Source organism: Streptomyces sp. NPDC057253, assembly GCF_042669125.1.
GTDB lineage: Bacteria > Actinomycetota > Actinomycetes > Streptomycetales > Streptomycetaceae > Streptomyces.
The window spans coordinates 1-24140 of sequence record NZ_JBHUXV010000132.1 but is presented as its reverse complement, the minus strand read 5'-3'; the positions used below and the strand labels follow the sequence as shown (position 1 = coordinate 24140).

Annotated in this window: 20 protein-coding genes; 16 read left to right on the top strand and 4 right to left on the bottom strand. The window is 70.7% G+C overall.

Annotated features, from left to right (window positions below; genetic code table 11):
• Positions 1-76: 76 nt before the first annotated feature.
• The 4 genes from ACFULQ_RS41375 to ACFULQ_RS41360 all read right to left on the bottom strand — a co-directional run bounded on the left by ACFULQ_RS41375 (position 77) and on the right by ACFULQ_RS41360 (position 5756).
• Positions 77-2488 (bottom strand): DUF3488 and DUF4129 domain-containing transglutaminase family protein, encoded by a 2412-nt coding sequence (locus ACFULQ_RS41375; RefSeq protein WP_383554726.1) that lies wholly within the window; start codon positions 2486-2488, stop codon positions 77-79.
• The gene (locus ACFULQ_RS41370) at positions 2488-3855 is read right to left on the bottom strand and encodes a DUF58 domain-containing protein (protein WP_383554724.1); all 1368 of its coding nucleotides are present in this window, start codon (positions 3853-3855) and stop codon (positions 2488-2490) included. The genes ACFULQ_RS41375 and ACFULQ_RS41370 overlap by 1 nt, the downstream gene beginning before the upstream one ends.
• Positions 3855-4889, bottom strand: a complete 1035-nt coding sequence (locus ACFULQ_RS41365; RefSeq protein WP_383554721.1) for an AAA family ATPase — start codon at positions 4887-4889, stop codon at positions 3855-3857. The genes ACFULQ_RS41370 and ACFULQ_RS41365 overlap by 1 nt, the downstream gene beginning before the upstream one ends.
• Positions 4890-5147: 258 nt before the next feature.
• Positions 5148-5756 carry a beta-class carbonic anhydrase gene (locus ACFULQ_RS41360; RefSeq protein ID WP_383554719.1) on the bottom strand — a complete coding sequence of 203 codons (609 nt, stop codon included), beginning with the start codon at positions 5754-5756 and terminating at the stop codon, positions 5148-5150.
• Between the two features lie 354 nt (positions 5757-6110).
• On the opposite strand from ACFULQ_RS41360, the gene rsmH reads away from it, so the two are divergent.
• From rsmH to ACFULQ_RS41280, 16 genes are all read left to right on the top strand, one after another.
• On the top strand, positions 6111-7067 hold the full coding sequence (rsmH, locus tag ACFULQ_RS41355) for a 16S rRNA (cytosine(1402)-N(4))-methyltransferase RsmH (protein WP_383554716.1): 957 nt from the start codon (positions 6111-6113) through the stop codon (positions 7065-7067).
• Positions 7068-7118: 51 nt separating this feature from the next.
• The gene (locus ACFULQ_RS41350; protein ID WP_383554713.1) at positions 7119-7730 is read left to right on the top strand and encodes a septum formation initiator family protein; all 612 of its coding nucleotides are present in this window, start codon (positions 7119-7121) and stop codon (positions 7728-7730) included.
• Positions 7731-7735: 5 nt separating this feature from the next.
• Positions 7736-9712 (top strand): peptidoglycan D,D-transpeptidase FtsI family protein, encoded by a 1977-nt coding sequence (locus ACFULQ_RS41345; RefSeq protein WP_383554711.1) that lies wholly within the window; start codon positions 7736-7738, stop codon positions 9710-9712.
• A 207-nt stretch (positions 9713-9919) separates the two neighbouring features.
• Positions 9920-11440 (top strand): UDP-N-acetylmuramoyl-L-alanyl-D-glutamate--2,6-diaminopimelate ligase, encoded by a 1521-nt coding sequence (locus ACFULQ_RS41340; protein ID WP_383554731.1) that lies wholly within the window; start codon positions 9920-9922, stop codon positions 11438-11440.
• Positions 11441-11444: 4 nt separating this feature from the next.
• Positions 11445-12845, top strand: a complete 1401-nt coding sequence (murF, locus tag ACFULQ_RS41335; RefSeq protein WP_383554709.1) for a UDP-N-acetylmuramoyl-tripeptide--D-alanyl-D-alanine ligase — start codon at positions 11445-11447, stop codon at positions 12843-12845.
• Positions 12845-13933, top strand: coding sequence for a phospho-N-acetylmuramoyl-pentapeptide-transferase (mraY, locus tag ACFULQ_RS41330; RefSeq protein ID WP_383554728.1), 1089 nt, complete (start codon positions 12845-12847; stop codon positions 13931-13933). Before murF ends, mraY begins: the two co-directional genes overlap by 1 nt.
• Entirely contained in the window at positions 13915-15342 is a 1428-nt protein-coding gene (murD, locus tag ACFULQ_RS41325) for a UDP-N-acetylmuramoyl-L-alanine--D-glutamate ligase (protein ID WP_383554706.1), read from the top strand. Before mraY ends, murD begins: the two co-directional genes overlap by 19 nt.
• A gap of 166 nt (positions 15343-15508) precedes the next feature.
• A complete protein-coding gene (gene ftsW / locus ACFULQ_RS41320; RefSeq protein WP_383554704.1) occupies positions 15509-16870 on the top strand; it encodes a putative lipid II flippase FtsW in 1362 nt (453 codons plus the stop codon).
• Positions 16871-16876: 6 nt separating this feature from the next.
• Entirely contained in the window at positions 16877-17968 is a 1092-nt protein-coding gene (murG, locus tag ACFULQ_RS41315) for an undecaprenyldiphospho-muramoylpentapeptide beta-N-acetylglucosaminyltransferase (RefSeq protein WP_132836459.1), read from the top strand.
• Between the two features lie 25 nt (positions 17969-17993).
• A complete protein-coding gene (locus ACFULQ_RS41310; protein ID WP_383554702.1) occupies positions 17994-18788 on the top strand; it encodes a cell division protein FtsQ/DivIB in 795 nt (264 codons plus the stop codon).
• A 287-nt stretch (positions 18789-19075) separates the two neighbouring features.
• Entirely contained in the window at positions 19076-20272 is a 1197-nt protein-coding gene (ftsZ, locus tag ACFULQ_RS41305) for a cell division protein FtsZ (RefSeq protein ID WP_383554700.1), read from the top strand.
• Entirely contained in the window at positions 20269-20997 is a 729-nt protein-coding gene (pgeF, locus tag ACFULQ_RS41300; RefSeq protein WP_383554697.1) for a peptidoglycan editing factor PgeF, read from the top strand. The genes ftsZ and pgeF overlap by 4 nt, the downstream gene beginning before the upstream one ends.
• A gap of 6 nt (positions 20998-21003) precedes the next feature.
• On the top strand, positions 21004-21723 hold the full coding sequence (locus tag ACFULQ_RS41295; protein ID WP_383554694.1) for a YggS family pyridoxal phosphate-dependent enzyme: 720 nt from the start codon (positions 21004-21006) through the stop codon (positions 21721-21723).
• Between the two features lie 129 nt (positions 21724-21852).
• A complete protein-coding gene (locus ACFULQ_RS41290) occupies positions 21853-22494 on the top strand; it encodes a cell division protein SepF (protein ID WP_383554692.1) in 642 nt (213 codons plus the stop codon).
• Between the two features lie 72 nt (positions 22495-22566).
• Complete coding sequence (locus ACFULQ_RS41285; protein WP_020137460.1) at positions 22567-22851, top strand: YggT family protein; 285 nt, start codon at positions 22567-22569, stop codon at positions 22849-22851.
• Between the two features lie 46 nt (positions 22852-22897).
• A complete protein-coding gene (locus ACFULQ_RS41280; RefSeq protein WP_383554688.1) occupies positions 22898-24100 on the top strand; it encodes a DivIVA domain-containing protein in 1203 nt (400 codons plus the stop codon).
• Positions 24101-24140 lie beyond the last annotated feature (40 nt).

Below are 24140 nucleotides of genomic sequence, written 5' to 3'. Positions count from 1 at the left end.
GGCATACGTGAGGGGGTGAGCACCCGGCCGGGTGCTCACCCCCTCACGTATGCCCTCGCCCGGGGGCGAGGGCCGCTCAGCCTTGCTGTCCCGAGGGCTTGCGCAGGGTCGGCCGGGCCGCCGCCGCGCGTGCCGTGAGTCCGGCCCACCACTCCGACACCGCCCACACCACTCGTGCGGTCGAACGCGGAGCGATCAGCGCCCGCAGTCGGGTGCCCCGGCTGACGGAATCGCGCAGGCCGCCGATCACCTGGTGGACGTCCCGGGCCAGGCCGGCCGTCAGTCGCGGCCGGGGGGCGTAGAGCACCTGCTCCACGGCGTCCGCCACCCGGTGCACCGAGGCCGCGGCCGTGGCGTCCAGATGCCCGAGCCGTACGATCCGTGCCGCCGCCTTGCGCGGGGTCTGCGAGTCGTCCGGTGGGATGCCGAAGTCCCACGCCGTGTCGGTCAGCTCCTGCCAGGCCGCCAGGGTGTGCGCGGCGGCGTCCGCCTCGCTGCGGCCGTGCCCGCCCAGCCGGGCCGCGCGGGTGCGCAGCCGCCACAGCGACGGCGACAGGGGGATCAGCAGCAGAACCAGCCCGAAGACCACCCAGAACAGCAGCTTCAGGTACCACCAGGAGCCCTGTACGGCCCACCAGGGGCCGCTGCCGTCGCCACCCGCCACCGCCGCGGGGGACGCGCTGTCGCACGCCTGAAGCTTCCGCAGCTGAGCCGAGCAGCTCTCGCTCGCCGAGGGCGAGGCCGACGGCTCCGTGGACGAGCCCGCGGACGGCCGGGGAATGTCCGGGTTCACGTTGCCGATGGCGTCCGGGACGGTGTACGACGGCACGGTGCCCCGGGTCGGGGTGGGCTCGAAGCGGGTCCAGCCCACGCCCTCGAAGTACAGCTCGGGCCAGGCGTGGGCGTCCTTGAGGCCCACCGACACCGAGCCGTCCGCCTGCGGGGTGCCGGGCGCGAAGCCCACCGCGACCCGGGCCGGGATGCCCAGGGAACGGGCCATCGCCGCCATGGCGAACGAGAAGTGGACGCAGAAGCCCTGCTTGTCGCGCAGGAAGTTGGCGATCGCGTTGGGCCCGTCGCCGACCTCCACCTGGGTGTCGTACTCGAAGCCGCCGTTCACCGCGAAGTAGTCCTGCAGGTCGACCGCCTGCTCGTAGGCGTTCTTCGCGCCCGCGGTGACCTCACGCGCGGTCTTGGCCACCACCGCGGGCAGCGAGTCGGGCAGCTCGGTGTAGTCGCGCTCGATCGCCGGGGGAGCGGACGGCGCCAAGGCCAGCTGCTCCGCCGTGGGCTGCACGTCCAGGCTCGTCACCTCGTAGGTCAGCCCGCGCGTGTTCTGCCCGTGGTCGCCGACCAGCGCCATGCCCTGGGGCTCGTAACGCCAGTTGCCGCTGATCTTCACACCGCTCGGCGGGTACGGCATCGGCAGGTAGTCCTGGGCGTACCAGTTCGCCGCCTCGATGGTCGTCCTCACCTCGGAGCGCTTGACGTCGGTGCCGAGGCCGATGGGGGTGGGGAACTCGTCCGGAACGCCCGTGATGGACCGCTTGGACGGCTTCCAGGTGCGGCCGTCGAAGTCGTCCAGCGAGACGATCCGCAGGTACAGGTTGGAGATGTCGGTGGTGCTGCCGGTCTGGAGCGACAGGACCTGGCGGTCCTCGTCGACGTTCAGGCTGTCGCGCAGCGAGAGCAGGGGGTTCACCGCGGAGATCGTGCCGCCGCTTCCGTTGCCCGCGCCCACGCCCGCGCCGGTGGCGTCCAGCAGGCCGCCGCTCATCGAGGGCAGCCCGAGAGGGACCACGAGGGCGATGCCCAGGGCGAGCACGCCGATGCGCCGCCCGGTGCGGACCGGGGCCACCGGACCGGAGTCCGACCCCGGGGTGCGCGAGGCCCCGCCGAAGACGCGGCCCCACTGCGAGAGCCGGTCGCGGCCCTCGGCCAGGAGCAGCAGCAGATAGCCGCCCGCCGCGACCAGGAACCAGAGCCAGTCGCCCCCGCCGTCGGACAGTCCCGCCGCGACGGAGTACAGCGCGAGCAGCGGCAGGCCCGCCGGGGCCGCGCTGCGGAAGGTCACCGCGAGGGTGTCCACCGCCAGCCCGATGATCAGCACCCCGCCGAACACCATCAGCTTGATGCCCTCGGACTCCAGCGGCGCCGGGATCGCGAACCGCGCGATGTCGTCGCCGCCCTGCTGGAGCAGGTCACCGAAGTGCAGGAAGGCGCCCGGGCCGGGGATCAGCCCGAGGAAGGCCTGGTCGCGGGCGAAGATCAGGGTCAGCATGACCAGCGTGACGATCGTCTGCGCGGCCACGGTCAGCGGCCGGGCCAGCGGGATACGCCGGGTCACCGCGCCCACCACGGTCTGCACGCCCAGCAGGAAGGCCACCTGGACGATCCAGGTGACCGGCTCGACCAGCGGGAGCAGGGCGCACGCGGCCATCAGCGTGGCCGCCCACGCGCACAGCGCCAGTCGTGCCCGCCCGCTCATCACGATGCCTCCCCGGCGCCGGCCGCACCGACGCCCGTGCGCTCACGGTCCGCGAGACGCCACAGCTCTTCCAAAGAGGTGCCCCTGGGCACGCCCAGGGCCGTCCAGCCCGCCTCGCGCAGCATCCGCAGCCGCTCCTCGTGCTCCGTGGCGGGCCCCGGCACATCGGTCGGTTCCCGCACCCAGCTCTCGCTGTCCAGCACGAAGGCGAGCGCGCCCCCGCTGCGCTGCCGCATCTTGGCGGCCACCGTGGCCTGCTCCTCGTCGAGGTCGCCGAAGAAGCCCACCAGCAGCCCTTCGTTCCCGCTGCGCAGCACGTCGTACGCGAGGGACAGGCCGGTGCCGTCGGAGTGGTCGATCACCGCGAGGGTGTCCATCATCAGTCCGGCCGCCTCCGCCGTGCCCTGGCCGGCGCCCGCGAAGCCGTCGGCGCCCTCACCGGGCACGCAGTTGCCGGTGTCGGTCAGCAGACGTACGGAGAAGCCCCGTTCGAGCATGTGGACCAGGACCGAGGCGGCGCCCGAGACGGCCCACTCGAAGGCCGAGTCCGGGCCCGCGCCCGCGTAGGCGAGGCCCCGGGTGTCCAGCAGCACCGTGCAGCGGGCGCGCTGCGGCTGTTCCTCGCGGCGGACCATCAGCTCGCCGTAGCGGGCGGTGGAGCGCCAGTGGACCCGGCGCAGGTCGTCGCCGTAGCGGTAGCCGCGCGGGATGACGTCGTCCTCGCCGGCCAGGGCGAGCGAGCGCTGCCGTCCGTCGCCGTACCCCTTGGCCTCGCCGCTCAGCCGCACCGGCGGCAGCGCCTCCACGCGCGGGATCACGGTCAGGGTGTCGTACGTCGAGAAGGAGCGGGTCAGCTCGCACATCCCGAACGGGTCGGTCAGGCGCAGCTGGAGCGGGCCCAGCGGGTAGCGGCCGCGCAGGTCGGAGCGGACCCGGTAGGAGACCTCGCGGCGGCCGCCCGGCTCGACCCGGTCGAGCACGAAGCGGGGGCGCGGGCCGAGGACGTAGGGCACCCGGTCCTGGAGCATCAGCAGGCCGGTGGGCAGCCGGGAGACGTTGTCCATCCGCAGATGGACTCGGGCCTCGCTGCCGGCCGGCACGCGCGCGGGGGAGAGCCTGCGGCTGCCCGCGACCCGGTAGCGGGTGCGGTAGAGCACGGTCGCGCACACCAGGGGCAGCACGGCGAGCAGCAGGCCGACCCGCAGCAGGTCGCTCTGGCCCAGGACGTAGGCGCAGATCGCCGCGGCGATGCCGGCGGCGAAGAAGGAGCGGCCGCGGGTGGTCAGACCGGCCAGTGCGGTGCGCACCCCGCCCTTGTCGCCCCGGTCGGCCTCGGGGCCGCCGGCCGAGGGCACCCCGGTGGACATCACAGGCTCCGCGGCTGCTGCTGCGGATACGCGGGCGCGCCCCGGCCGATCCCGATCCCGCCCTGCTGGGGCGCGGCGGGCACCGCGGTGCGCTGGAGGATCTCCTGCACGACCTGCTCGGCGGTGCGCCGGTTCAGCTGGGCCTGGGCGGTGGGCAGCAGTCGGTGGGCGAGGACGGCCACGGCGAGCGCCTGGACGTCGTCCGGCAGCGCGTACTCACGGCCGCTGAGGGCGGCGGAGGCCTTGGCGGCGCGCAGCAGGTGCAGCGTCGCGCGCGGGGACGCCCCGAGTCTGAGGTCGGGGTGGGTGCGGGTGGCGGCGACCAGGCCGACGGCGTACCGCCGGACCGTTTCGGCGACATGGACGCCGCGGACGGCCTCGATCAGCTTCACCATGTCGTGAGCGTGGGCCACCGGCTGGAGGTCCTCCAGCGGGCTGACCCCGCCGTGGATGTCGAGCATCTGGAGCTCGGCCTCCACGCTGGGGTAGCCGACCGAGACGCGGGCCATGAAGCGGTCGCGCTGGGCCTCGGGGAGCGGGTAGGTGCCCTCCATCTCGACCGGGTTCTGGGTGGCGACCACCATGAAGGGACTGGGCAGCTCGTAGGTCTGTCCGTCGATGGTGACCTGGCGCTCCTCCATCGACTCCAGGAGCGCCGACTGGGTCTTCGGCGAGGCGCGGTTGATCTCGTCGCCGATCACGATCTGCGCGAAGATCGCGCCCGGCTTGAACTCGAAGTCACGGCGCTGCTGGTCCCAGATGGACACGCCGGTGATGTCCGAGGGCAGCAGGTCGGGCGTGAACTGGATGCGGCGCACCGAGCAGTCGATGGACCGCGCCAGGGCCTTGGCCAGCATGGTCTTGCCGACGCCGGGGACATCCTCGATCAGCAGATGTCCCTCGGCGAGCAGCACGGTCAAAGAGAGCCGAACGACCTCGGGCTTCCCCTCGATCACGCCCTCCACCGAACTGCGTACCCGCTCCACGACGGCGGTCAGATCAGTGAGGCTCGATCGATCGTCATAGGTGGTCACCCGGCCCTCCTCGGCCCGTACTTTCCGGGCCGACGCTCTGTGATGCGTAACCGGCCCACCCCGAATCACGGACACCACGCGTGAAAAGTTCCGCGTGACGCCACACCCGCATTCTTGCTGCCGTTACCGATTCGTGTCACTCGACTGTGGACAACTGGCTGCACTATGTCGGGTCTTACGGGGTTTTGGGCACCGCTGGGGCTGAAATCAACAGCGAAACGACAGCTACGGCGGCCCCTCGCGCCGGGCTCCGGGGTGTCACTGCGCGGGGTCGACCTCGCGCAGCAGACCCGTCTTCACGTCGAAGACGAAACCCCGCACGTCGTCGGTGTGGAGCAGGAACGGCGAGGTCCGCACCCGCTGCATGGACTGCCGTACGTCTTGGTCGACGTCCCGGAAGGCCTCCACGGCCCAGGCAGGGCGCTGGCCGACCTCCATCTCCAGCTCGGTGCGGAAGTCCTCGGTGATGGCCTCCAGACCGCAGCCGGTGTGGTGGATGAGGACGATGCTGCGGGTGCCGAGCTTGCGCTGGCTGATGGTGAGCGAGCGGATCACGTCGTCGGTGACCACGCCGCCCGCGTTGCGGATGGTGTGGCAGTCGCCGAGCTCCAGACCGAGCGCCGCGTGCAGGTCGAGACGGGCGTCCATGCAGGCCACGACGGCGACGTGCAGGACCGGACGGGCGTCCATGCCGGGGTCCGTGAAGGCCGCGGCGTACCGCTCGTTGGCCTCGACCAGGCGGTCGGTCACGGGGCCGCCGCGGGTTATGGCGCCTTCGGTGGGAACGGATGCGGAAGTCGTCATAACCATGACGGTACTGGTCACGGCGGACCCGGTCCTGCGGTGAGAAGGGAAAAAGAGCGTCATCACGTCCTCGGTGTGAGGTAACCCACAAGAGTGCCCGGTGCACCCGAACGGGTGGTTTCCGTTCATTTGCCGCTTCGAATCCGCGTCGATGCGCGACGCGCAGGCCGGTTGATTGACCGCGCGACACCGTGGACTAAAGTGACGCGAAGCGGGAGGCGAGGCCTCCCTGCTGACATTCCCCGGAGGCCCCGGCGCACGCACGGACGGTCTCCTCGCGTGCGCGGCGCGTACGTACGGCTCGGCCTCCTCCCGCTTCCGGTCGGCTGACGCTTCCGGCGCCGGCCCGCCTCCCTTTTCGCCGGCGGGCGGGGACCCGGCGGTGCGTAGGGCCCGTGCCGGACCTGAGAGGGCCCCTTGAGCCAGAGTCGACATGTTCCGGTGATGCTCCAGCGGTGCCTGGACCTGCTGGCGCCCGCCCTGGAGCGGCCCGGAGCGGTCGTCGTCGACTGCACCCTCGGCCTCGGCGGCCACAGCGAGGCCCTGCTCCAGCGCTTTCCCGAGGCCCGGCTCGTCGCCCTGGACCGCGACAAGGAGGCCCTGCGCCTGTCCGGCGAGCGGCTCGCGCCCTTCGGTGAGCGCGCCACCCTCGTGCACGCGGTCTACGACGAGCTCCCCGACGTCCTCGACCGGCTCGGCATCGCGCGCGTGCAGGGCGTCCTGTTCGACCTCGGCGTCTCCTCCATGCAGCTCGACGAGGCCGACCGCGGCTTCGCCTACGCCCAGGACGCCCCGCTCGACATGCGCATGGACCAGACGACCGGCATGAGCGCCGCCGAGGTCCTCAACACCTACCCGCCGGGCCAACTCGTCAGGATCCTGAGGGCCTACGGCGAGGAGAAGCAGGCCAAGCGGATCGTGGCCGCGATCGTGCGCGAGCGCGCCAAGGAGCCCTTCACCACCAGCGCGCGGCTCGTCGAGCTGATCCGGGACTCCCTGCCGCAGGCCGCCAAGCGCACCGGCGGCAACCCGGCCAAGCGCACCTTCCAGGCCCTGCGCATCGAGGTCAACGGCGAACTCGCCGTCCTGGAGCGGGCGATCCCGGCCGCGGTCGAGGCGCTCGCCGTGGGCGGCCGGATCGCCGTGCTGTCGTACCACTCGCTGGAGGACCGGCTCGTCAAGCAGGTCTTCGCGGCCGGTGCCGCCACCACCGCCCCGCCCGGACTGCCCGTCGTCCCCGAGCGGTACCAGCCCCGGCTCAAGCTGCTCACGCGCGGTGCCGAACTTCCCACCGAGGAAGAGATCGCCGAGAACCGGCGGGCCGCACCGGCGCGTTGCCGGGGCGCCGAGCGAATCAGGGAGTCCATCGAGTGAAGTGCGTGAGCCGCGTAGGTGGGTTGGGGAAACGGACTCACTGGAGGGTGTGTGCGTAGGAAACCCGAACTGAAGGGGAGGGCGGCCCGTCTCGCGCGCCTGTTCCCCGGCCCCACGAGCTCCGGACAGGCGGCCCGCACCCCCTTCGTGCTCCTCGTGGTCCTGCTCCTCGGCGGCGGCCTCATCGGTCTGCTGGTGCTGAACTCCGCGCTCAGCGAAGGCTCGTTCAAGCTCACCGACCTCCAGAAGGACACCAAGAGCCTCACCGACGAACAGCAGGCCCTCCAGCGGGACATCGACGCCTACTCCGCGCCCGACGCCCTGGTGCGCCGCGCCCGGGAGCTCGGCATGGTGCCGGGCGGCGACCCGGCGTTCCTCGACCCCGACGGAACCGTCAAGGGCGTCCCGTCCCCCGCCTCCGCCGACCCGGCCGCCCTGCGGATGCCGCTCGTCCTCGCCCCCGAGGTGATCGACAGTGCGACCGCCTCCACGCCGGCGGCCGGCTCCACACCCGCGGCCGGCACCACCGCGACCACCGTCCCGACCCCGACCGAGACCGTCGGGCAGGTCACCGGAACCGCCCCCGCGCAGGTCCCGGCCGACGGGACCACCCCCTTCGACACCACGGCCTCCACGAATCCGACCCCGACCCCCGGCAGGTGACGGCAGTGTCCGACGATTTCGGCAGGCAGCCGCCGCGCCGCCGCGTGCCCGGACCGGCGCGCCCCGAGCGCTCCGCCCGCCCCGTCGGCCGGCCGCGCCCGGGTCCCGGAGCCCGCCCGGCCCGCCGCCCCGCCGCGCCCCGCACGGCGGCCCCCAAGACCATCCGCTTGGGCAGTCCCCGCCCCCGGCTGCGCCTGGTCGGCGTCGCGCTGACGCTGGTGCTGGCCGCCTTCGTCGTACGACTGCTCCAGGTGCAGGCCGTCGACGCGAGCACGTACGCGGCCAAGGCCGAGCAGAACCGGTACGTCGGCTACACCCTGGCCGCCGAGCGCGGCGGGATCACCGACCGCGACGGGGTGGCCCTCGCGACCAGCGAGGACGCGTACGACATCACCGCCGACCCCACGCTGTTCACCCGCAAGCAGTTGAAGATCGACGACGGTCCCGAGCAGGCCGCCGCGCTGCTCGCCCCGATCCTGGGGCAGGAGCAGGAAGTGCTCGTCAAGAAACTGCGGCCCAAGGACAAGAAGCTGCGGTACGTCCTGCTCGCGAGCCGCCGGACCCCGCAGGTCTGGAAGCAGATCAAGGACCTGAAGACCGCGCTCGCGGCCAAGTCGGAGACCGACCCCGGCACGGCCAACGTCCTCGGGGGCGTCCTGTCGGTGCCGACCACCAAGCGGGTGTACCCGAACGGCGATCTCGCCGCCGGGATACTGGGCTGGGTCAACGCCGACGGCAAGGGCGGCGGCGGGGTCGAGCAGGAGCTGAACACGCTGCTGGCCGGCAAGGACGGCAAGATCCGCTACGCCCAGTCCGGGGGCCGGCAGGTGCCCACCGTGGGGTCCACCGAGACGCCCGCGGTGCCCGGCAGCGACGTGGAGCTCACCATCGACCGGGACATCCAGTGGGCCGCCCAGAAGGCCATCACCGACCAGGTGAAGGAGTCCAAGGCGGACCGCGGGTACGTGATAGTGCAGGACACGCGGACCGGCGAGGTCCTCGCCATGGCCAACGCGCCCGGCTTCGACCCCAACGACCTGTCCAAGGCGAGCTCGGTGAACATGGGCAACGCGGCCCTCCAGGACGCCTACGAACCCGGCTCCACCGCCAAGATCATGTCCATGGCCGCCGTACTGGAACGGGGCGTGGCCACTCCGCTCACGCATGTCATCGTGCCCAACCGGCTGCACCGCGGCGACCGGCTCTTCAAGGACGACATCGACCACGAGACCTGGTACCTCACGCTCAACGGCGTCCTCGCCAAGTCCTCGAACATCGGCACGATCCTCGCGACCGGCCAGCTCGGCAAGACCCAGGCGCAGGCCAACCAGGTCCTCTACTCCTACCTGCGCAAGTTCGGGCTCGGCAGCTACTCCGGGCTCGACTTCCCCGGCGAGACCCCCGGCATCCTCGCCAAGCCCGCCGACTGGTCGACCTCGCAGCAGTACACGATTCCTTTCGGCCAGGGCGTGTCCCTCAACGCGATGCAGGCCGCGTCCGTCTACTCGACGATCGCCAACGGCGGTGTCCGTATCGAACCCACGCTCGTCCGCGGCACGAAGGGGCCCGACGGACGCTTCACCCCCGCCGCGAAGCCCAAGGAGACAAGGGTCGTCAGCGCCAGGACGGCCAAAACCCTCGCCCAGATGCTGGAGTCCGTCGTGGACGACCAGGAGGGCACCGGCACCAAGGCGCGCATCCCCGGCTACCGGGTCGCGGGCAAGACGGGCACCGCCAACCGCGTGGATCCGGCCACCGGCAAGTACAAGGGCTACACGTCGTCGTTCGCCGGGTTCGCGCCCGCCGACAAGCCCCGGATCACCGTCTACTGCGCCATCCAGAACGCCACCCAGGGCAGCTACTTCGGCGGCCAGATCTGCGGACCCGTCTACAAGCAGGTCATGGAGTTCGCCCTGAAGACGCTCCAGGTCCCGCCCACCGGAGCGAAGCCGGCGAGGCTGCCCGTCACCTACACACCATGATCACCCGCACACCATGACCGGCGGCCCCTCACACCTGCTCCGCATCTCGGAAAGGCCACCAGGAACCACCTCGTGACGACGATCACCCCCGATTCCGGCAACCAGGGCGCGCCCCGCCCCTCACTTCGCTCCCAAGCGGGTGCGCCCGGTACGCTCACCGCCGTGCCACACGCTGATCAGTCCCAAATCACCCAGAAGGGCGCACCCGTGACCTATCCGGGACCGCCCAGGCCGGTCCGGGTCTCCGCCACACCCCTCGCGGAGCTCGCCGATCAGCTGGGTCTCGCCGCACCGGACGACACTGCCGAGATCACGGGCATCACCCATGACTCACGCGCCGTCCGCCCCGGCGACCTCTACGCCGCCCTCCCGGGCGCCCGGCTGCACGGCGCCGACTTCGCCAACCAGGCCGCGAGCCTCGGCGCGGTCGCGGTGCTGACCGACCCGACCGGCGCCGAGCGCGCCTCGGCGACCGGACTTCCGGTCCTGGTCGTCGACGACCCGCGCGGACGGATGGGCGAGCTGGCGACCACGATCTACGGCGACCCCGGCCGCGACCTGCTCCAGATCGGCATCACCGGCACCTCGGGCAAGACCACCACCGCCTACCTCGTCGAGGGCGGCCTGAAGGTCAAGAACAACACCGGTCTGATCGGCACCGTCGAGATGCGCATCGGCGACGAACGCATCAAGTCGGAGCGCACCACGCCCGAGGCCACCGACCTCCAGGCCCTGTTCGCGGTCATGCGCGAGCGCGGCGTCGAGGCGGTCGCCATGGAGGTCTCCAGCCACGCGCTGGTCCTCGGCCGGGTGGACGGCTGTGTCTTCGACATCGGCGTCTTCACCAACCTCAGCCCGGAGCACATGGAGTTCCACTCCGGCATGGAGGACTACTTCCAGGCGAAGGCGCAGCTGTTCACGCCGAAACGCAGCCGGCTCGGCGTGGTCAACGTCGACGACGAGTACGGCCGCCGACTCGTCGGGGAGGCCACCGTCCCGGTCATCACTTACTCCGCCGAGGGCCACCCCGACGCCGACTGGCGCGCCGAGGACGTCCGGGTCGGCCCGATGGACTCGACGTTCACCGTGGTCGGCCCCGAGGGCGAGCGCATCGAGGCCAGGTCACCGCTGCCGGGCCCCTTCAACGTGGCCAACACCCTCGCCGCGATCGTCGCCCTGGCCGCGGCCGGCCTCGACCCGCAGACCGCCGCCGACGGCGTCGCCGCGGTGCCGGGCGTGCCGGGCCGGCTGGAGCGCGTGGACGCCGGGCAGCCCTACCTCGCGGTCGTGGACTACGCCCACAAGACGGACGCCGTCGAGTCGGTGCTCAAGGCGCTCCGCAAGGTCACCGAGGGCAAGGTGCACGTCGTGCTGGGCTGCGGGGGCGACCGGGACACCACGAAGCGCGGGCCCATGGGCGCCGCCGCGGCCCGCCTCGCCGACACCGCCGTACTGACCTCCGACAACCCCCGCTCCGAGGACCCGCTCGCGATCCTCGCAACCATGCTCGAAGGCGCGGCGTCCGTGCCAGTACACGAACGCGGCGAGGTCCAGGTCTTCGAGGACCGGGCCGCCGCGATCGCCGCAGCCGTCGCCCGCGCGCAGCCCGGTGACACCGTGCTCGTCGCGGGCAAGGGCCACGAGCAGGGCCAGGACATCGCCGGGGTGGTCCGTCCCTTCGACGACCGCCAGGTGCTTCGAGAAGCCATTCAGAAGACCCAGGGATGAACTTGTGATCGCCCTCTCTCTCGCCGAGATCGCCTCAGTCGTCGGCGGGCAGACGTACGACATACCGGATCCGTCGGTGCAGGTGCACGGGCCCGTCGTCATCGACTCCCGGCAGGTGGCGGACGGCAGTCTGTTCGCCGCCTTCGTGGGAGAGCGCGTGGACGGCCACGACTACGCCGAGCAGGCCGTCCGGGCGGGCGCGGTGGCCGTGCTGGCCCAGCGCCCGGTCGGCGTCCCCGCGATCGTCGTCGAGGACGTGCAGACGGCCCTCGGCGCCCTCGCGCGTGATGTCGTACGACGGCTCGGCGCGACCCTCGTCGCCCTGACCGGCTCGGCCGGCAAGACCAGCACCAAGGACCTGATCGCCCAGGTGCTCCGGCGCAAGGCACCGACGGTGTTCACGCCCGGCTCGCTCAACAACGAGATCGGGCTGCCGCTCACCGCGCTCACCGCGACCGAGGAGACCCGGTTCCTCGTCCTGGAGATGGGCGCCCGGGGCATCGGCCACATCGCCTACCTCACGGATCTGACGCCCCCGAGGATCGGCCTGGTGCTGAACGTCGGCTCCGCCCACATCGGCGAGTTCGGCGGCCGCGAACAGATCGCGCAGGCCAAGGGCGAACTCGTGGAGGCGCTGCCGGAGGACGGCGCGGCGATCCTCAACGCCGACGATCCGCTCGTACGGGCCATGGCGTCCCGTACGAAGGCGAAGGTGATCCTTTTCGGAGAGTCCGGCGAAGCGGACGTACGGGCCGAGAACGTGCGACTCATGGACAGCGGACAGCCCGCCTTCATGCTCCACACACCCTCCGGTGCAAGCGAAGTGACCATGCGCCTGTACGGTGAGCACCACGTGTCGAACGCGCTCGCCGCGGCCGCCGTCGCCCATGAGCTGGGCATGTCCGCAACCGAGATCGCCACCGCGCTCTCCGAGGCGGGCTCCCTCTCCCGCTGGCGTATGGAGGTCACCGAGCGCCCGGACGGCGTGACCATCGTCAACGACGCCTACAACGCGAACCCCGAGTCCATGCGGGCCGCCCTGCGCGCCCTGGCAGCCATGGGCAACGGGCGTCGCACGTGGGCGGTGCTCGGCAAGATGGCCGAGCTCGGGGACGAGGCGCTCGCCGAGCACGACGCGGTCGGACGGCTCGCCGTCCGGCTCAATGTCGGCAAGCTCGTCGCGGTCGGGGGCAGGGAAGCGTCCTGGCTGCAACTGGGCGCATATAACGAGGGTTCGTGGGGTGAGGAGTCGGTGCACGTGTCCGACGCACAGGCGGCGGTCGACCTGTTGCGCAGCGAGTTGCGCCCGGGAGACGTCGTCCTCGTGAAGGCGTCCCGTTCGGTCGGACTGGAGAGCGTCGCCCAGGCGCTGCTCGACGCCGAGGGTGAGGTTGCCGCCCGATGATGAAGCAGATCCTGTTCGCAGGAGTCATTGGTCTGTTCCTGACCCTGGTCGGCACCCCGCTGCTGATCAAGCTGCTCGCCCGCAAGGGCTACGGCCAGTACATCCGGGACGACGGCCCGCGTGAGCACGCCAGCAAGCGCGGTACGCCCACCATGGGTGGTATCGCCTTCATCCTGGCGACCGTCATCGCCTACTTCCTGTCCAAGGTGATCACGACCTGGACCACCGACGTGACGGCCACGCCCACCTACTCGGGCCTGCTGGTGCTCGGCCTGATGTGCGGCATGGGGCTCGTCGGCTTCCTCGACGACTACATCAAGATCGTCAAGCGGCGCTCGCTGGGCCTGCGGGCCAAGGCGAAGATGGCGGGCCAGCTGATCGTCGGCATCAGCTTCGCGGTGCTCGCGCTGATGTTCCCGGACGCCCGCGGCAACACCCCGGCCTCCACCAAGCTGTCGTTCATCACCGACTTCGGCTGGAAGATCGGCCCGATCCTGTTCGTGGTCTGGGCGCTGTTCATGATCCTCGCGATGTCGAACGGCGTGAACCTCACCGACGGTCTGGACGGCCTCGCCACCGGCGCCTCCGTGCTCGTCTTCGGCGCCTACACCTTCATCGGCGTCTGGCAGTTCCAGGAGTCCTGCGCCAACTCGGGCACCCTGACCAACCCCAACGCCTGCTACGAGGTGCGTGATCCGCTCGACCTCGCGGTGATCGCCTCCGCGCTGATGGGCGCCTGCCTCGGCTTCCTGTGGTGGAACACCTCGCCGGCCAAGATCTTCATGGGCGACACCGGTTCGCTCGCCCTCGGCGGTGTCCTGACCGGCCTCGCGATCCTGTCCCGCACCGAGCTGCTGGTCGCCATCATGGGCGGTCTGTTCGTCCTCATCACCATGTCGGTCGTCATCCAGGTCGGCTCCTTCCGGCTCACCGGCAAACGCGTCTTCCGGATGGCCCCGCTCCAGCACCACTTCGAACTCAAGGGCTGGTCCGAGGTCCTGGTCGTGGTCCGTTTCTGGATCATCCAGGGCATCTGTGTGATCGTCGGACTGGGTCTCTTCTACGCGGGATGGGCAGCAGAGAAGTGATCGACCTGCAGGGCATGCGCGTCACCGTCGCCGGGCTCGGCGTCTCCGGCATCCCGGCGGCCAAGGTGCTGCACGCGCGCGGGGCACACGTCACGGTCGTCAACGACGGCGACGACGCACGCGCGCGTGAGCAGGCCGCCGAGTTGGAGGCGCTCGGCGTCACCGTCCGGCTCGGCGACGGCGCGACCCTGCCGGAAGGCACCGAACTCGTCGTCACCGCGCCCGGCTGGAAGCCCGACAAGCCGCTCTTCACGGCGGCCCGTGCGGCCGGCGTCGAGATCTGGGGCGACGTCGAACTCGCCTGGCGGCTCAGGGGTCCCGACGCGGCCCCCTGGCTCGCGATCACCGGCACCAACGGCAAGACGACCACCACCCAGATGCTGGCGTCGATCCTGAAGGCCGCGGGCCTGCGCACGGCCGCCGTCGGCAACATCGGCGTCTCCGTGCTGGACGCGGTGCTCGGCGACGAGCAGTACGACGTCCTCGCCGTGGAGTTGTCGAGCTACCAGCTCCACTGGGCGCCCTCCCTGCGCGCCCACTCCGCGGCCGTCCTCAACCTCGCCCCGGACCACCTCGACTGGCACGGCTCCATGGAGGCGTACGCCGCCGACAAGGGCCGCATCTACGAGGGCAATCGGGTCGCCTGCGTCTACAACGTCGCCGACAAGGCCACCGAGGACCTGGTGCGCGAGGCGGACGTCGAGGAGGGCTGCCGGGCCATCGGCTTCACCCTCGGCACCCCCGGGCCGTCCCAACTCGGCGTCGTGGAGGGCATCCTGGTCGACCGGGCCTTCGTCGAGGACCGGCACAAGAACGCCCAGGAGCTCGCCGAGGTCTCCGACGTCAACCCGCCGGCCCCGCACAACGTCGCCAACGCCCTTGCCGCAGCGGCCCTCGCACGCGCCTTCGGGGTGCCCGCGAGGGCCGTACGGGACGGGCTCAGGAACTTCACCCCGGACGCCCACCGCATCGCCCACGTGGCCGACGTGGACTCGGTCGCGTACGTCGACGACTCCAAGGCCACCAACACCCACGCCGCGGAAGCCTCGTTGGCGGCCTACGAGTCGATCGTGTGGATCGCGGGCGGGCTCGCCAAGGGGGCCACCTTCGACGAGCTGGTCGTCAAGTCGGCAAAGCGACTTCGCGGGGTCGTGCTGATCGGGCAGGACCGGGCGCTGATCCGGGAAGCCCTTGCGCGACACGCCCCGGAAGTACCCGTGGTGGACCTCGACCGGACCGACACTGGGGCGATGTCGGCGGCGGTCCGTGAGGCGCGGGGCCTGGCCGTTGCCGGGGACACGGTGCTGTTGGCGCCCGCCTGTGCGTCGATGGACATGTTCGCCAACTACAACGTGCGCGGTGACGCTTTCGCGGAGGCGGTTCGCGACATCGCGGGCGCTGGCGCCTGACGGCGGGTTTCGGCCAAGGCAGGCGCTCACGGAAGCCTTGGAGGGCGCGTGACTCGGGTGTGGTCGGTTCGTTGTCGGCTGCGGGCTGTGGGGGCTGATCGCGCCCAGGCGGCGGTAGCCGCAGATGCGACACAGTCCCGCGCCCCCAGGGGGTTTGCGGTGAGCCATGTCGAGTAGCCGGACGGGACGGCCGCCCGTCCAGCGGGCCGCGAGGCGTCCCGCCGTTCCCCGGCCGTCGCACGCGAACCCCGTCCTGCGGCTCTACACGCGTGCGCACAAGGCCTGGGACCGGCCGCTCACCGCCTACTACCTCATCCTCGGTGGCAGCCTGCTGATCACCGTGCTGGGGCTGGTGATGGTGTACTCCGCCTCTCAGATCACCGCGCTCCAGATGTCGCTGCCCGGGTCCTTCTTCTTCCGCAAGCAGTTCCTGGCCGCCTCCATGGGGGCCGGGCTGCTGCTGATCGCCTCCCGGATGCCGGTCAAGCTGCACCGGGCGCTCGCCTACCCGATCCTGGCGGGCGCGGTCTTCCTGATGGCCCTGGTGCAGGTGCCGGGGATAGGGATGTCGGTCAACGGCAACCAGAACTGGATCTCGCTCGGCGGCTCCTTCCAGATCCAGCCCAGCGAGTTCGGCAAGCTCGCGCTCGTGCTGTGGGCGGCCGACCTGCTCGCCCGCAAGCAGGACAAGAAGCTGCTGACCCAGTGGAAGCACATGCTGGTGCCGCTCGTCCCGGTAGCCTTCCTGCTGCTCGGTCTGATCATGCTCGGCGGCGACATGGGCACGGCGATCATCCTGACGGCGATCCTGTTCGGCCTGCTCTGGCTCGCGGGGGCGCCGACCCGGCTGTTCGTCGGGGTGCTGTCGATCGCCGCCCTCATCGGTGTGATCCTGATCAAGACCAGCCCCAACCGGATGGCCCGGCTCGCCTGCATCGGCGCCACCGAGCCCAAGGCGGGCGCCGCCGACTGCTGGCAGGCCGTGCACGGGATCTACGCCCTCGCCTCCGGCGGAATCTTCGGTTCCGGGCTCGGGGCGAGCGTGGAGAAATGGGGCCAACTCCCCGAAGCCCACACCGACTTCATCTTCGCCGTCACCGGTGAGGAACTGGGCCTCGCGGGGACGCTGTCGGTGCTCGCCCTCTTCGCGGCTCTAGGCTATGCGGGTATCCGCGTGGCCGGACGCACGGAGGACCCCTTCGTGAGGTATGCCGCGGGAGGCGTGACCACCTGGATCACCGCTCAGGCAGTGATCAACATCGGTGCGGTGCTCGGTCTGCTGCCGATCGCCGGTGTCCCGCTCCCGCTGTTCTCCTACGGAGGGTCCGCCCTGCTGCCGACCATGTTCGCCATCGGGTTGCTGATCGCCTTCGCGCGGGACGACCCCGCTGCGCGGGCGGCGCTGTCGATGCGGCAACCTCGCTTTGGTAAGAAGCGGGCGGGAGGCGCCGTGCCGGCACGGGGGCCTCGGAGATGGAACACGATGCGACGGCGTGCCTCATCGGCGCGTTCGTCCGGAGAGCGGTGAATTTCGGTGCATGTCGTACTCGCCGGCGGGGGGACCGCCGGCCACATCGAGCCCGCGCTCGCCCTCGCGGACGCCCTGCGCAGGCAGGACCCGGGAGTGGGGATCACGGCCCTGGGCACGGAACGGGGTCTGGAGACCAAGCTCGTCCCGCAGCGCGGCTACGAGCTCGCCCTCATCCCGGCCGTCCCGCTGCCCCGTAAACCCACCCCCGAGCTGATCACCGTCCCGGGCCGGCTGCGCGGCACGATCAAGGCCACCGAGCAGATCCTGGAGCGCACCAAGGCGGACGCGGTCGTCGGCTTCGGCGGCTATGTGGCGCTGCCCGGCTATCTCGCCGCCAAGCGGCTGGGCGTGCCGATCGTGATCCACGAGGCCAACGCCCGCCCCGGCCTCGCCAACAAGATCGGCTCCCGGTACGCCGCCCAGGTCGCCGTCGCCACGCCGGACAGCAAGCTGCGCAACTCCCGCTACATCGGCATCCCGCTGCGCCACACCATCGCCACCCTGGACCGGGCGGCCGCCCGTCCCGAGGCCCGCGCGATGTTCGGGCTCGACCCCAACCTGCCCACGCTGCTGGTCTCCGGCGGCTCGCAGGGCGCCCGGCGCCTCAACGAGGTCGTGCAGCAGGTCGCGCCCTGGCTCCAGCAGGCCGGGATCCAGATCCTGCACGCGGTCGGCCCGAAGAACGAACTGCCGCATGTGCAGCAGATGCCGGGAATGCCCCCCTACATCCCGGTAAGTTACCTGGACCGGATGGACCTCGCGTACGCCGCGGCCGACATGATGCTCTGCCGCGCGGGCGCGATGACCGTCGCCGAACTCTCCGCCGTCGGGCTTCCGGCCGCCTACGTCCCGCTGCCCATCGGCAACGGCGAACAGCGGCTGAACGCCCAGCCGGTGGTCAAGGCCGGCGGCGGACTGCTGGTCGACGACGCGGAACTGACGCCCGACTGGGTACGGGCGCAGGTCCTGCCCGTGCTCGCCGATCCGCACCGGCTGTACGAGATGTCCCGCGCCGCCGCCGAGTTCGGCCGCCGGGACGCCGACGACCTGCTCGTCGGCATGGTCTACGAGGCGATCGCCTCGCAGCGCCGTTAGGACCCGTGTACGAAGGGCAGGAAGCGTGGCCGGATCGACGACCGCCGAGCGCGGTGAACGCCAGCAGGAGTCGTCCGGCCCGCCTCCCGCCCGGCGGTTGAGGGCGCGGCGCCTTCGTGTGATCATCATCCTCGCCGTGGCGCTGGTCCTGCTCTCCGCGGGCACCGTCTGGCTGTTGTACGGCTCCCAGTGGCTGCGCGTCGAGCGCGTGTCGGTCTCCGGAACCAAGGTGCTCACCCCGAAGCAGGTGAGCGAGGCCGCCGACGTACCGCTGGGATCGCCCTTGATTTCCCTCGACACCGATGCGATCGAGGCACGACTGCGCCGGAAATTGCCCCGAATTGACTCGGTCGATGTCAGCCGTTCCTGGCCTCATGGAATCGGGCTGAAAGTGACTGAGCGTACTCCGGTTCTGCTTGTCCAAAAGGGCGGAAACTTTGTCGAAGTGGACGATGAAGGTGTCCGTTTCGCCACGGTTTCCGTAGCCCCGAAAGGCGTCCCCGCACTGCAATTGATGCTCTCCGAGCCGGGCTCCCGGGCCGCGAGCCTGCGCCGCTTCGGAGAGGACCGGCTCGTGCGTGAGGCGGTGCGCGTGGCGGGTGACATTCCGGCCTTCGTCGCGCGCGCGACGCGTTCCGTCAAGGTGCGTTCCTACGACGACATCCTGCTGGAGATGAACGACGGCCGGACCGTCGCGTGGGGGAGCAGCGAGCAGGGTGCTGCGAAGGCCCGTACGCTCACCGCTCTCATCAAAGCCACCCCCGATGCACGGCACTTCGACGTCAGCGTTCCCACCGCCCCTGTGTCATCGGGGAGTTGACGCACATCAGCGCAGGCCAGCACCCTGGTTGGGCACTGCTACGGCTGATCACATAGGGTGAAAAGAAAAACGGGAGGTTCGGCGTGTTCGTTGAACGTGCGCCACTTGTCGACTTAGTGTCCTGTTCAGAAGACTCCAGGGAACAGACACACTGGTAACCCTAAACTTCAGCGTTAGGGTTCGGGTCGGCGCTACGGACCGTCCCATTCGGCATCAGTCGACGGATCGCGGGGCAGCAGTGCCTCGTTGGTTCGGCGACACGTAACTCGAGGCGAGAGGCCTTCGACGTGGCAGCACCGCAGAACTACCTCGCAGTCATCAAAGTCATCGGTGTCGGCGGCGGTGGTGTCAATGCCATCAACCGGATGATCGAGGTCGGTCTCAAGGGCGTCGAGTTCATCGCCATCAACACCGACGCGCAGGCGCTGTTGATGAGCGACGCCGACGTCAAGCTCGACGTCGGCCGCGAACTCACCCGCGGACTCGGCGCCGGCGCCAACCCGGCCGTCGGCCGCAAGGCCGCCGAGGACCACCGCGAGGAGATCGAGGAGGTCCTCAAGGGGGCCGACATGGTCTTCGTGACGGCCGGTGAAGGCGGCGGCACCGGCACCGGCGGCGCGCCCGTCGTGGCCAACATCGCCCGTTCGCTGGGCGCCCTCACCATCGGCGTGGTCACCCGCCCGTTCACCTTCGAGGGCCGGCGCCGCGCCAACCAGGCCGAGGACGGCATCGCGGAACTCCGCGAAGAGGTCGACACCCTCATCGTCATCCCCAACGACCGGCTGCTGTCCATCTCGGACCGCCAGGTCTCGGTGCTCGACGCCTTCAAGTCGGCCGACCAGGTCCTGCTCTCCGGTGTCCAGGGCATCACCGACCTCATCACCACCCCCGGTCTGATCAACCTCGACTTCGCCGACGTCAAGTCGGTCATGTCCGAGGCCGGTTCGGCACTCATGGGCATCGGCTCGGCCCGCGGCGACGACCGCGCGGTGGCCGCGGCCGAGATGGCGATCTCCTCGCCGCTGCTCGAGGCGTCCATCGACGGCGCCCGGGGCGTGCTGCTCTCCATCTCCGGCGGCTCCGACCTCGGCCTGTTCGAGATCAACGAAGCCGCCCAGCTGGTCAGCGAGGCCGCCCACCCCGAGGCCAACATCATCTTCGGTGCGGTCATCGACGACGCCCTCGGCGACGAGGTCCGCGTCACCGTGATCGCCGCCGGCTTCGACGGCGGCCAGCCGCCGGCCCGCCGCGAGACGGTCATGGGTTCGTCCGCCGCCTCGGGCCGCCGCGAGGAGCCCACTCCGGTACGGCAGCCCGAGAGCCGTCCGTCCTTCGGCTCGCTCGGCAGCGTCACGCCGAAGGAGGACCCGGAGCCCGCGCCCGAGCCGGCCGCCGACCTCCCGGTCGCCCCGCCGGTACCGCCGTCGCGGAGCTACTCCGACAGCGCGGCCGAGGAACTGGACGTGCCGGACTTCCTGAAGTGATAGGACAGCGCGAGAGCGTGAGCGGCGCGCACTTCGCCTTCACCGACCGGTGGGGCGGGGTGAGCGCCGCTCCGTATGAGGAGCTCAACCTCGGCGGAGCGGTCGGCGACGACCCCGTGGCCGTGGGGACCAACCGTGAACTGGCCGCCAAGTCGCTCGGTCTCGACCCGCCCCGGGTGGTCTGGATGAACCAGGTGCACGGAGCGGACGTCGAGGTGGTCTCCGCGCCCTGGGGCGATCGGCCGGTGCCCCGGGTCGACGCGATCGTCACCGCCGAACGCGGTCTCGCCCTCGCCGTCCTGACCGCCGACTGCACTCCGGTGCTGCTCGCCGACCCGGTCGCCGGGATCGTGGCGGCGGCCCACGCGGGCCGGCCCGGCATGGTCGCCGGAGTCGTCCCCGCCGCGCTACGCGCGATGACCGGACTCGGCGCCGATCCCGCCCGGATCGTCGCCCGCACCGGACCCGCCGTCTGCGGCAAGTGCTACGAAGTGCCCGAGGAGATGCGCGCCGAGGTGGCAGCCGTCGAACCCGCGGCGCACGCCGAGACGAGTTGGGGCACCCCCGCGGTCGACGTGACCGCAGGAGTGCACGCGCAGCTCGACCGGTTCGGGGTGCGCGACCGGCAGCAGTCGCCGGTGTGCACGATCGAGTCGGGTGATCACTTCTCCTACCGCCGCGAGCGCACCACGGGGCGACTCGCGGGATATGTCTGGCTGGGCTGATGGGGCATGACGGACCGTAAGGACGAACTCGCCGCAAATCTGGCGAAAGTGGAGGAGCGCATCGCGGCCGCGTGTGCCGCCGCCGGGCGCGGGCGGGACGAGGTGACCCTCATCGTGGTCACCAAGACCTACCCCGCGAGCGATGTGCGGACGCTCGCCGAGCTCGGGGTGCGGCACGTCGCCGAGAACAAGGACCAGGACGCGGCGCCCAAGGCCGCCGAATGCTCGGATCTGCCGCTCACTTGGCACTTTGTTGGTCAGTTGCAGACCAACAAGGTGCGATCCGTGGTCGGTTACGCGGATCTCGTGCAGTCCGTCGATCGTTCCAAGCTGGTGACGGCCCTCTCCAAGGAGGCCGTGAAGGCGGAGCGTGAAGTGGGATGCCTCATCCAGGTCGCGCTCGACGCCGGATCGAGCGAGCGAGGGGAGCGCGGAGGCGTGGCGCCGGGCGGCATCGAGGAGTTGGCCGAACTCGTGGCCGGGGCTCCGGGGCTGCGGCTCGACGGGCTGATGACCGTCGCTCCGCTCACCGGTGAGTACGCGGGACGCGAACAGGCGGCGTTCGAGCGGTTGATGGATTTGTCGACCGACCTGCGCAGAGCCCATCCGGCTGCGAACATGGTCTCGGCAGGGATGAGCGCGGACCTCGAACAGGCCGTGGCGGCAGGGGCGACACATGTGCGCGTCGGCACCGCGGTACTCGGAGTCCGCCCCAGGCTCGGGTAACGTCGCCAGGAAGTCGGACCACAGCAGAAAATATGGTCATTACCGCCGGAAGGCGGCAATAACGACCTCGTGGATCGCGGGCACTTGGCAGTCGTCAGTCGATCCACCACAGAGCGGAGGACTCAGAGAATGGCCGGCGCGATGCGCAAGATGGCGGTCTACCTCGGCCTCGTGGAGGACGATGGGTACGACGGCCGTGGTTTTGACCCCGACGACGACTTCGAGCCCGAACTCGACCCGGAGCCCGAGCGGGACCGGCGACGGCATGAGCCGTCTCATCAGTCACATCAGGCACTTCAGCCCGAAAGGGACGAATCGGTCAGAGTCGTGCAGCCCTCGGTGCAGCGCGACCCCCTGCCCCGATCCGCTTCGCTCGCCGCGGAATCGGTGCGTCCCGCGCGCATCGCGCCCGTGGCATCCATCACACAAGAGCGCGCAAGCCTGGAGAAGAACGCACCGGTGATCATGCCCAAGGTCGTGTCGGAACGAGAGCCTTACCGGATCACCACACTTCACCCCCGGACCTACAACGAGGCCCGTACCATCGGGGAACACTTCCGTGAGGGCACCCCGGTGATCATGAATCTGACTGAGATGGATGACACAGACGCCAAGCGACTTGTCGACTTTGCGGCCGGTTTGGTGTTTGGTCTTCACGGCAGCATCGAGCGGGTGACGCAGAAGGTGTTCCTGTTGTCGCCTGCTAACGTCGATGTCACGGCGGAGGACAAGGCCCGCATCGCAGAGGGCGGGTTCTTCAACCAGAGCTGAGACGCACAACCGGAAACAGCAGGACCGGCAGTACCCAGCAGCACGGAAACAGGGGAGAGGGAAGCGCCAGCAATGAGCGTGGTCGTTCAGGTGATCTACATCGCGCTGATGTGTTTCCTCATCGTGCTCATCTTCCGGTTGGTCATGGACTATGTCTTCCAGTTCGCCCGCTCGTGGCAACCCGGCAAGGCGATGGTGGTCGTTCTGGAGGCCACCTACACTGTCACTGATCCACCGCTCAAGCTTCTGCGGCGGGTTATCCCGCCGTTGCGTCTCGGGGGCGTGGCGCTCGACCTGTCCTTCTTCGTACTGATGATCATCGTCTACATCCTGATCTCCGTCGTGAGCCGGCTGTGAACGATACGGTCTTGCCGAATGCCGACGACTACGTTGAGGTGAAGAGATGCCGTTGACCCCCGAGGACGTGCGGAACAAGCAGTTCACGACCGTCCGCCTCCGAGAAGGCTATGACGAGGACGAGGTCGATGCCTTCCTCGACGAGGTCGAAGCCGAACTGACGCGCCTGCTCCGCGAGAACGAGGACCTGCGCGCCAAGCTGGCCGCGGCCACGCGCGCTGCTGCCCAGAACCAGCAGAACATGCGCAAGCCTCCGGAGCAGGACCAGCAGGGCGGCATGCAGCAGGGCGGTATGCAGCAGGGTGGCATGCCCGGACAGGGGATGCCCCAGCAGGGCATGCGTGGCCCCGGTCCCGGCGCTCCCGTACCGGCCGGCATATCTGGGCCGCCGCAGCAGCAGATGGGTGGCCCCATGGGTGGCCCGCCCCAGCTGCCGAGCGGTGCCCCGCAGCTGCCCGCCGGTCCCAGCGGCCAGGGCGGCCCGCAGGGTCCCGGCCAGATGGGCCAGGGTCCGATGGGCCAGGGGCCGATGGGGCAGGGCACCATGGGCGGTCAGCCGCCCATGCAGCAGCAGATGGGTGGCCCGATGGGCGGCCCCATGGGTGGTCCCATGGGCGGTCCGATGGGCGGCCCCGGTCAGGGCCCCGGTGGCGACAGCGCCGCCCGTGTCCTCTCGCTGGCCCAGCAGACCGCCGACCAGGCGATCGCCGAGGCCCGTTCCGAAGCCAACAAGATCGTGGGCGAGGCGCGTTCGCGTGCCGAGGGTCTCGAGCGTGACGCCCGTGCCAAGGCCGACGCCCTGGAGCGGGACGCGCAGGAGAAGCACCGCGTCGCGATGGGCTCGCTCGAGTCCGCTCGCGCCACGCTGGAGCGCAAGGTCGAGGACCTGCGCGGCTTCGAGCGCGAGTACCGCACGCGTCTGAAGTCGTACCTCGAGTCGCAGCTGCGTCAGCTGGAGACCCAGGCCGACGACTCGCTGGCCCCGCCGCGTACCCCGGCGACCGCGTCGCTGCCGCCGTCCCCGGCGCCTTCCATGGCTCCGGCCGGTGCGAGCGCCCCGTCGTACGGCGGCAACCCCGGCGGCATGGGCGGCGGTCCTTCGCCGGCCGCTCCGTCCTACGGTGGCCAGCAGCAGATGTCGCCCGCGATGACCCAGCCGATGGCGCCGGTCCGGCCGCAGGGCCCCGGTCCGATGGGGCAGGCCCCGTCGCCGATGCGTGGCTTCCTCATCGACGAGGACGACAACTGACGGCCTCTAATACGCCATCGGCGTCGGCAGCGTTCAGGGC

Excerpts from the sequence above, each read along its gene's own strand:
- ACFULQ_RS41375 (WP_383554726.1), bottom strand. The coding sequence starts at position 2,488 with ATGAGCGGGCGGGCACGACTGGCGCTGTGCGCGTGGGCGGCCACGCTG.
- ACFULQ_RS41370 (WP_383554724.1), bottom strand. The coding sequence starts at position 3,855 with ATGTCCACCGGGGTGCCCTCGGCCGGCGGCCCCGAGGCCGACCGGGGC.
- ACFULQ_RS41360 (WP_383554719.1), bottom strand. The coding sequence starts at position 5,756 with ATGACGCTCTTTTTCCCTTCTCACCGCAGGACCGGGTCCGCCGTGACC.
- mraY (WP_383554728.1), top strand. The coding sequence starts at position 12,845 with ATGAAGCAGATCCTGTTCGCAGGAGTCATTGGTCTGTTCCTGACCCTG.
- murD (WP_383554706.1), top strand. The coding sequence starts at position 13,915 with ATGGGCAGCAGAGAAGTGATCGACCTGCAGGGCATGCGCGTCACCGTC.
- ftsW (WP_383554704.1), top strand. The coding sequence starts at position 15,509 with ATGTCGAGTAGCCGGACGGGACGGCCGCCCGTCCAGCGGGCCGCGAGG.
- ACFULQ_RS41295 (WP_383554694.1), top strand. The coding sequence starts at position 21,004 with ATGACGGACCGTAAGGACGAACTCGCCGCAAATCTGGCGAAAGTGGAG.
- ACFULQ_RS41290 (WP_383554692.1), top strand. The coding sequence starts at position 21,853 with ATGGCCGGCGCGATGCGCAAGATGGCGGTCTACCTCGGCCTCGTGGAG.
- ACFULQ_RS41285 (WP_020137460.1), top strand. The coding sequence starts at position 22,567 with ATGAGCGTGGTCGTTCAGGTGATCTACATCGCGCTGATGTGTTTCCTC.
- ACFULQ_RS41280 (WP_383554688.1), top strand. The coding sequence starts at position 22,898 with ATGCCGTTGACCCCCGAGGACGTGCGGAACAAGCAGTTCACGACCGTC.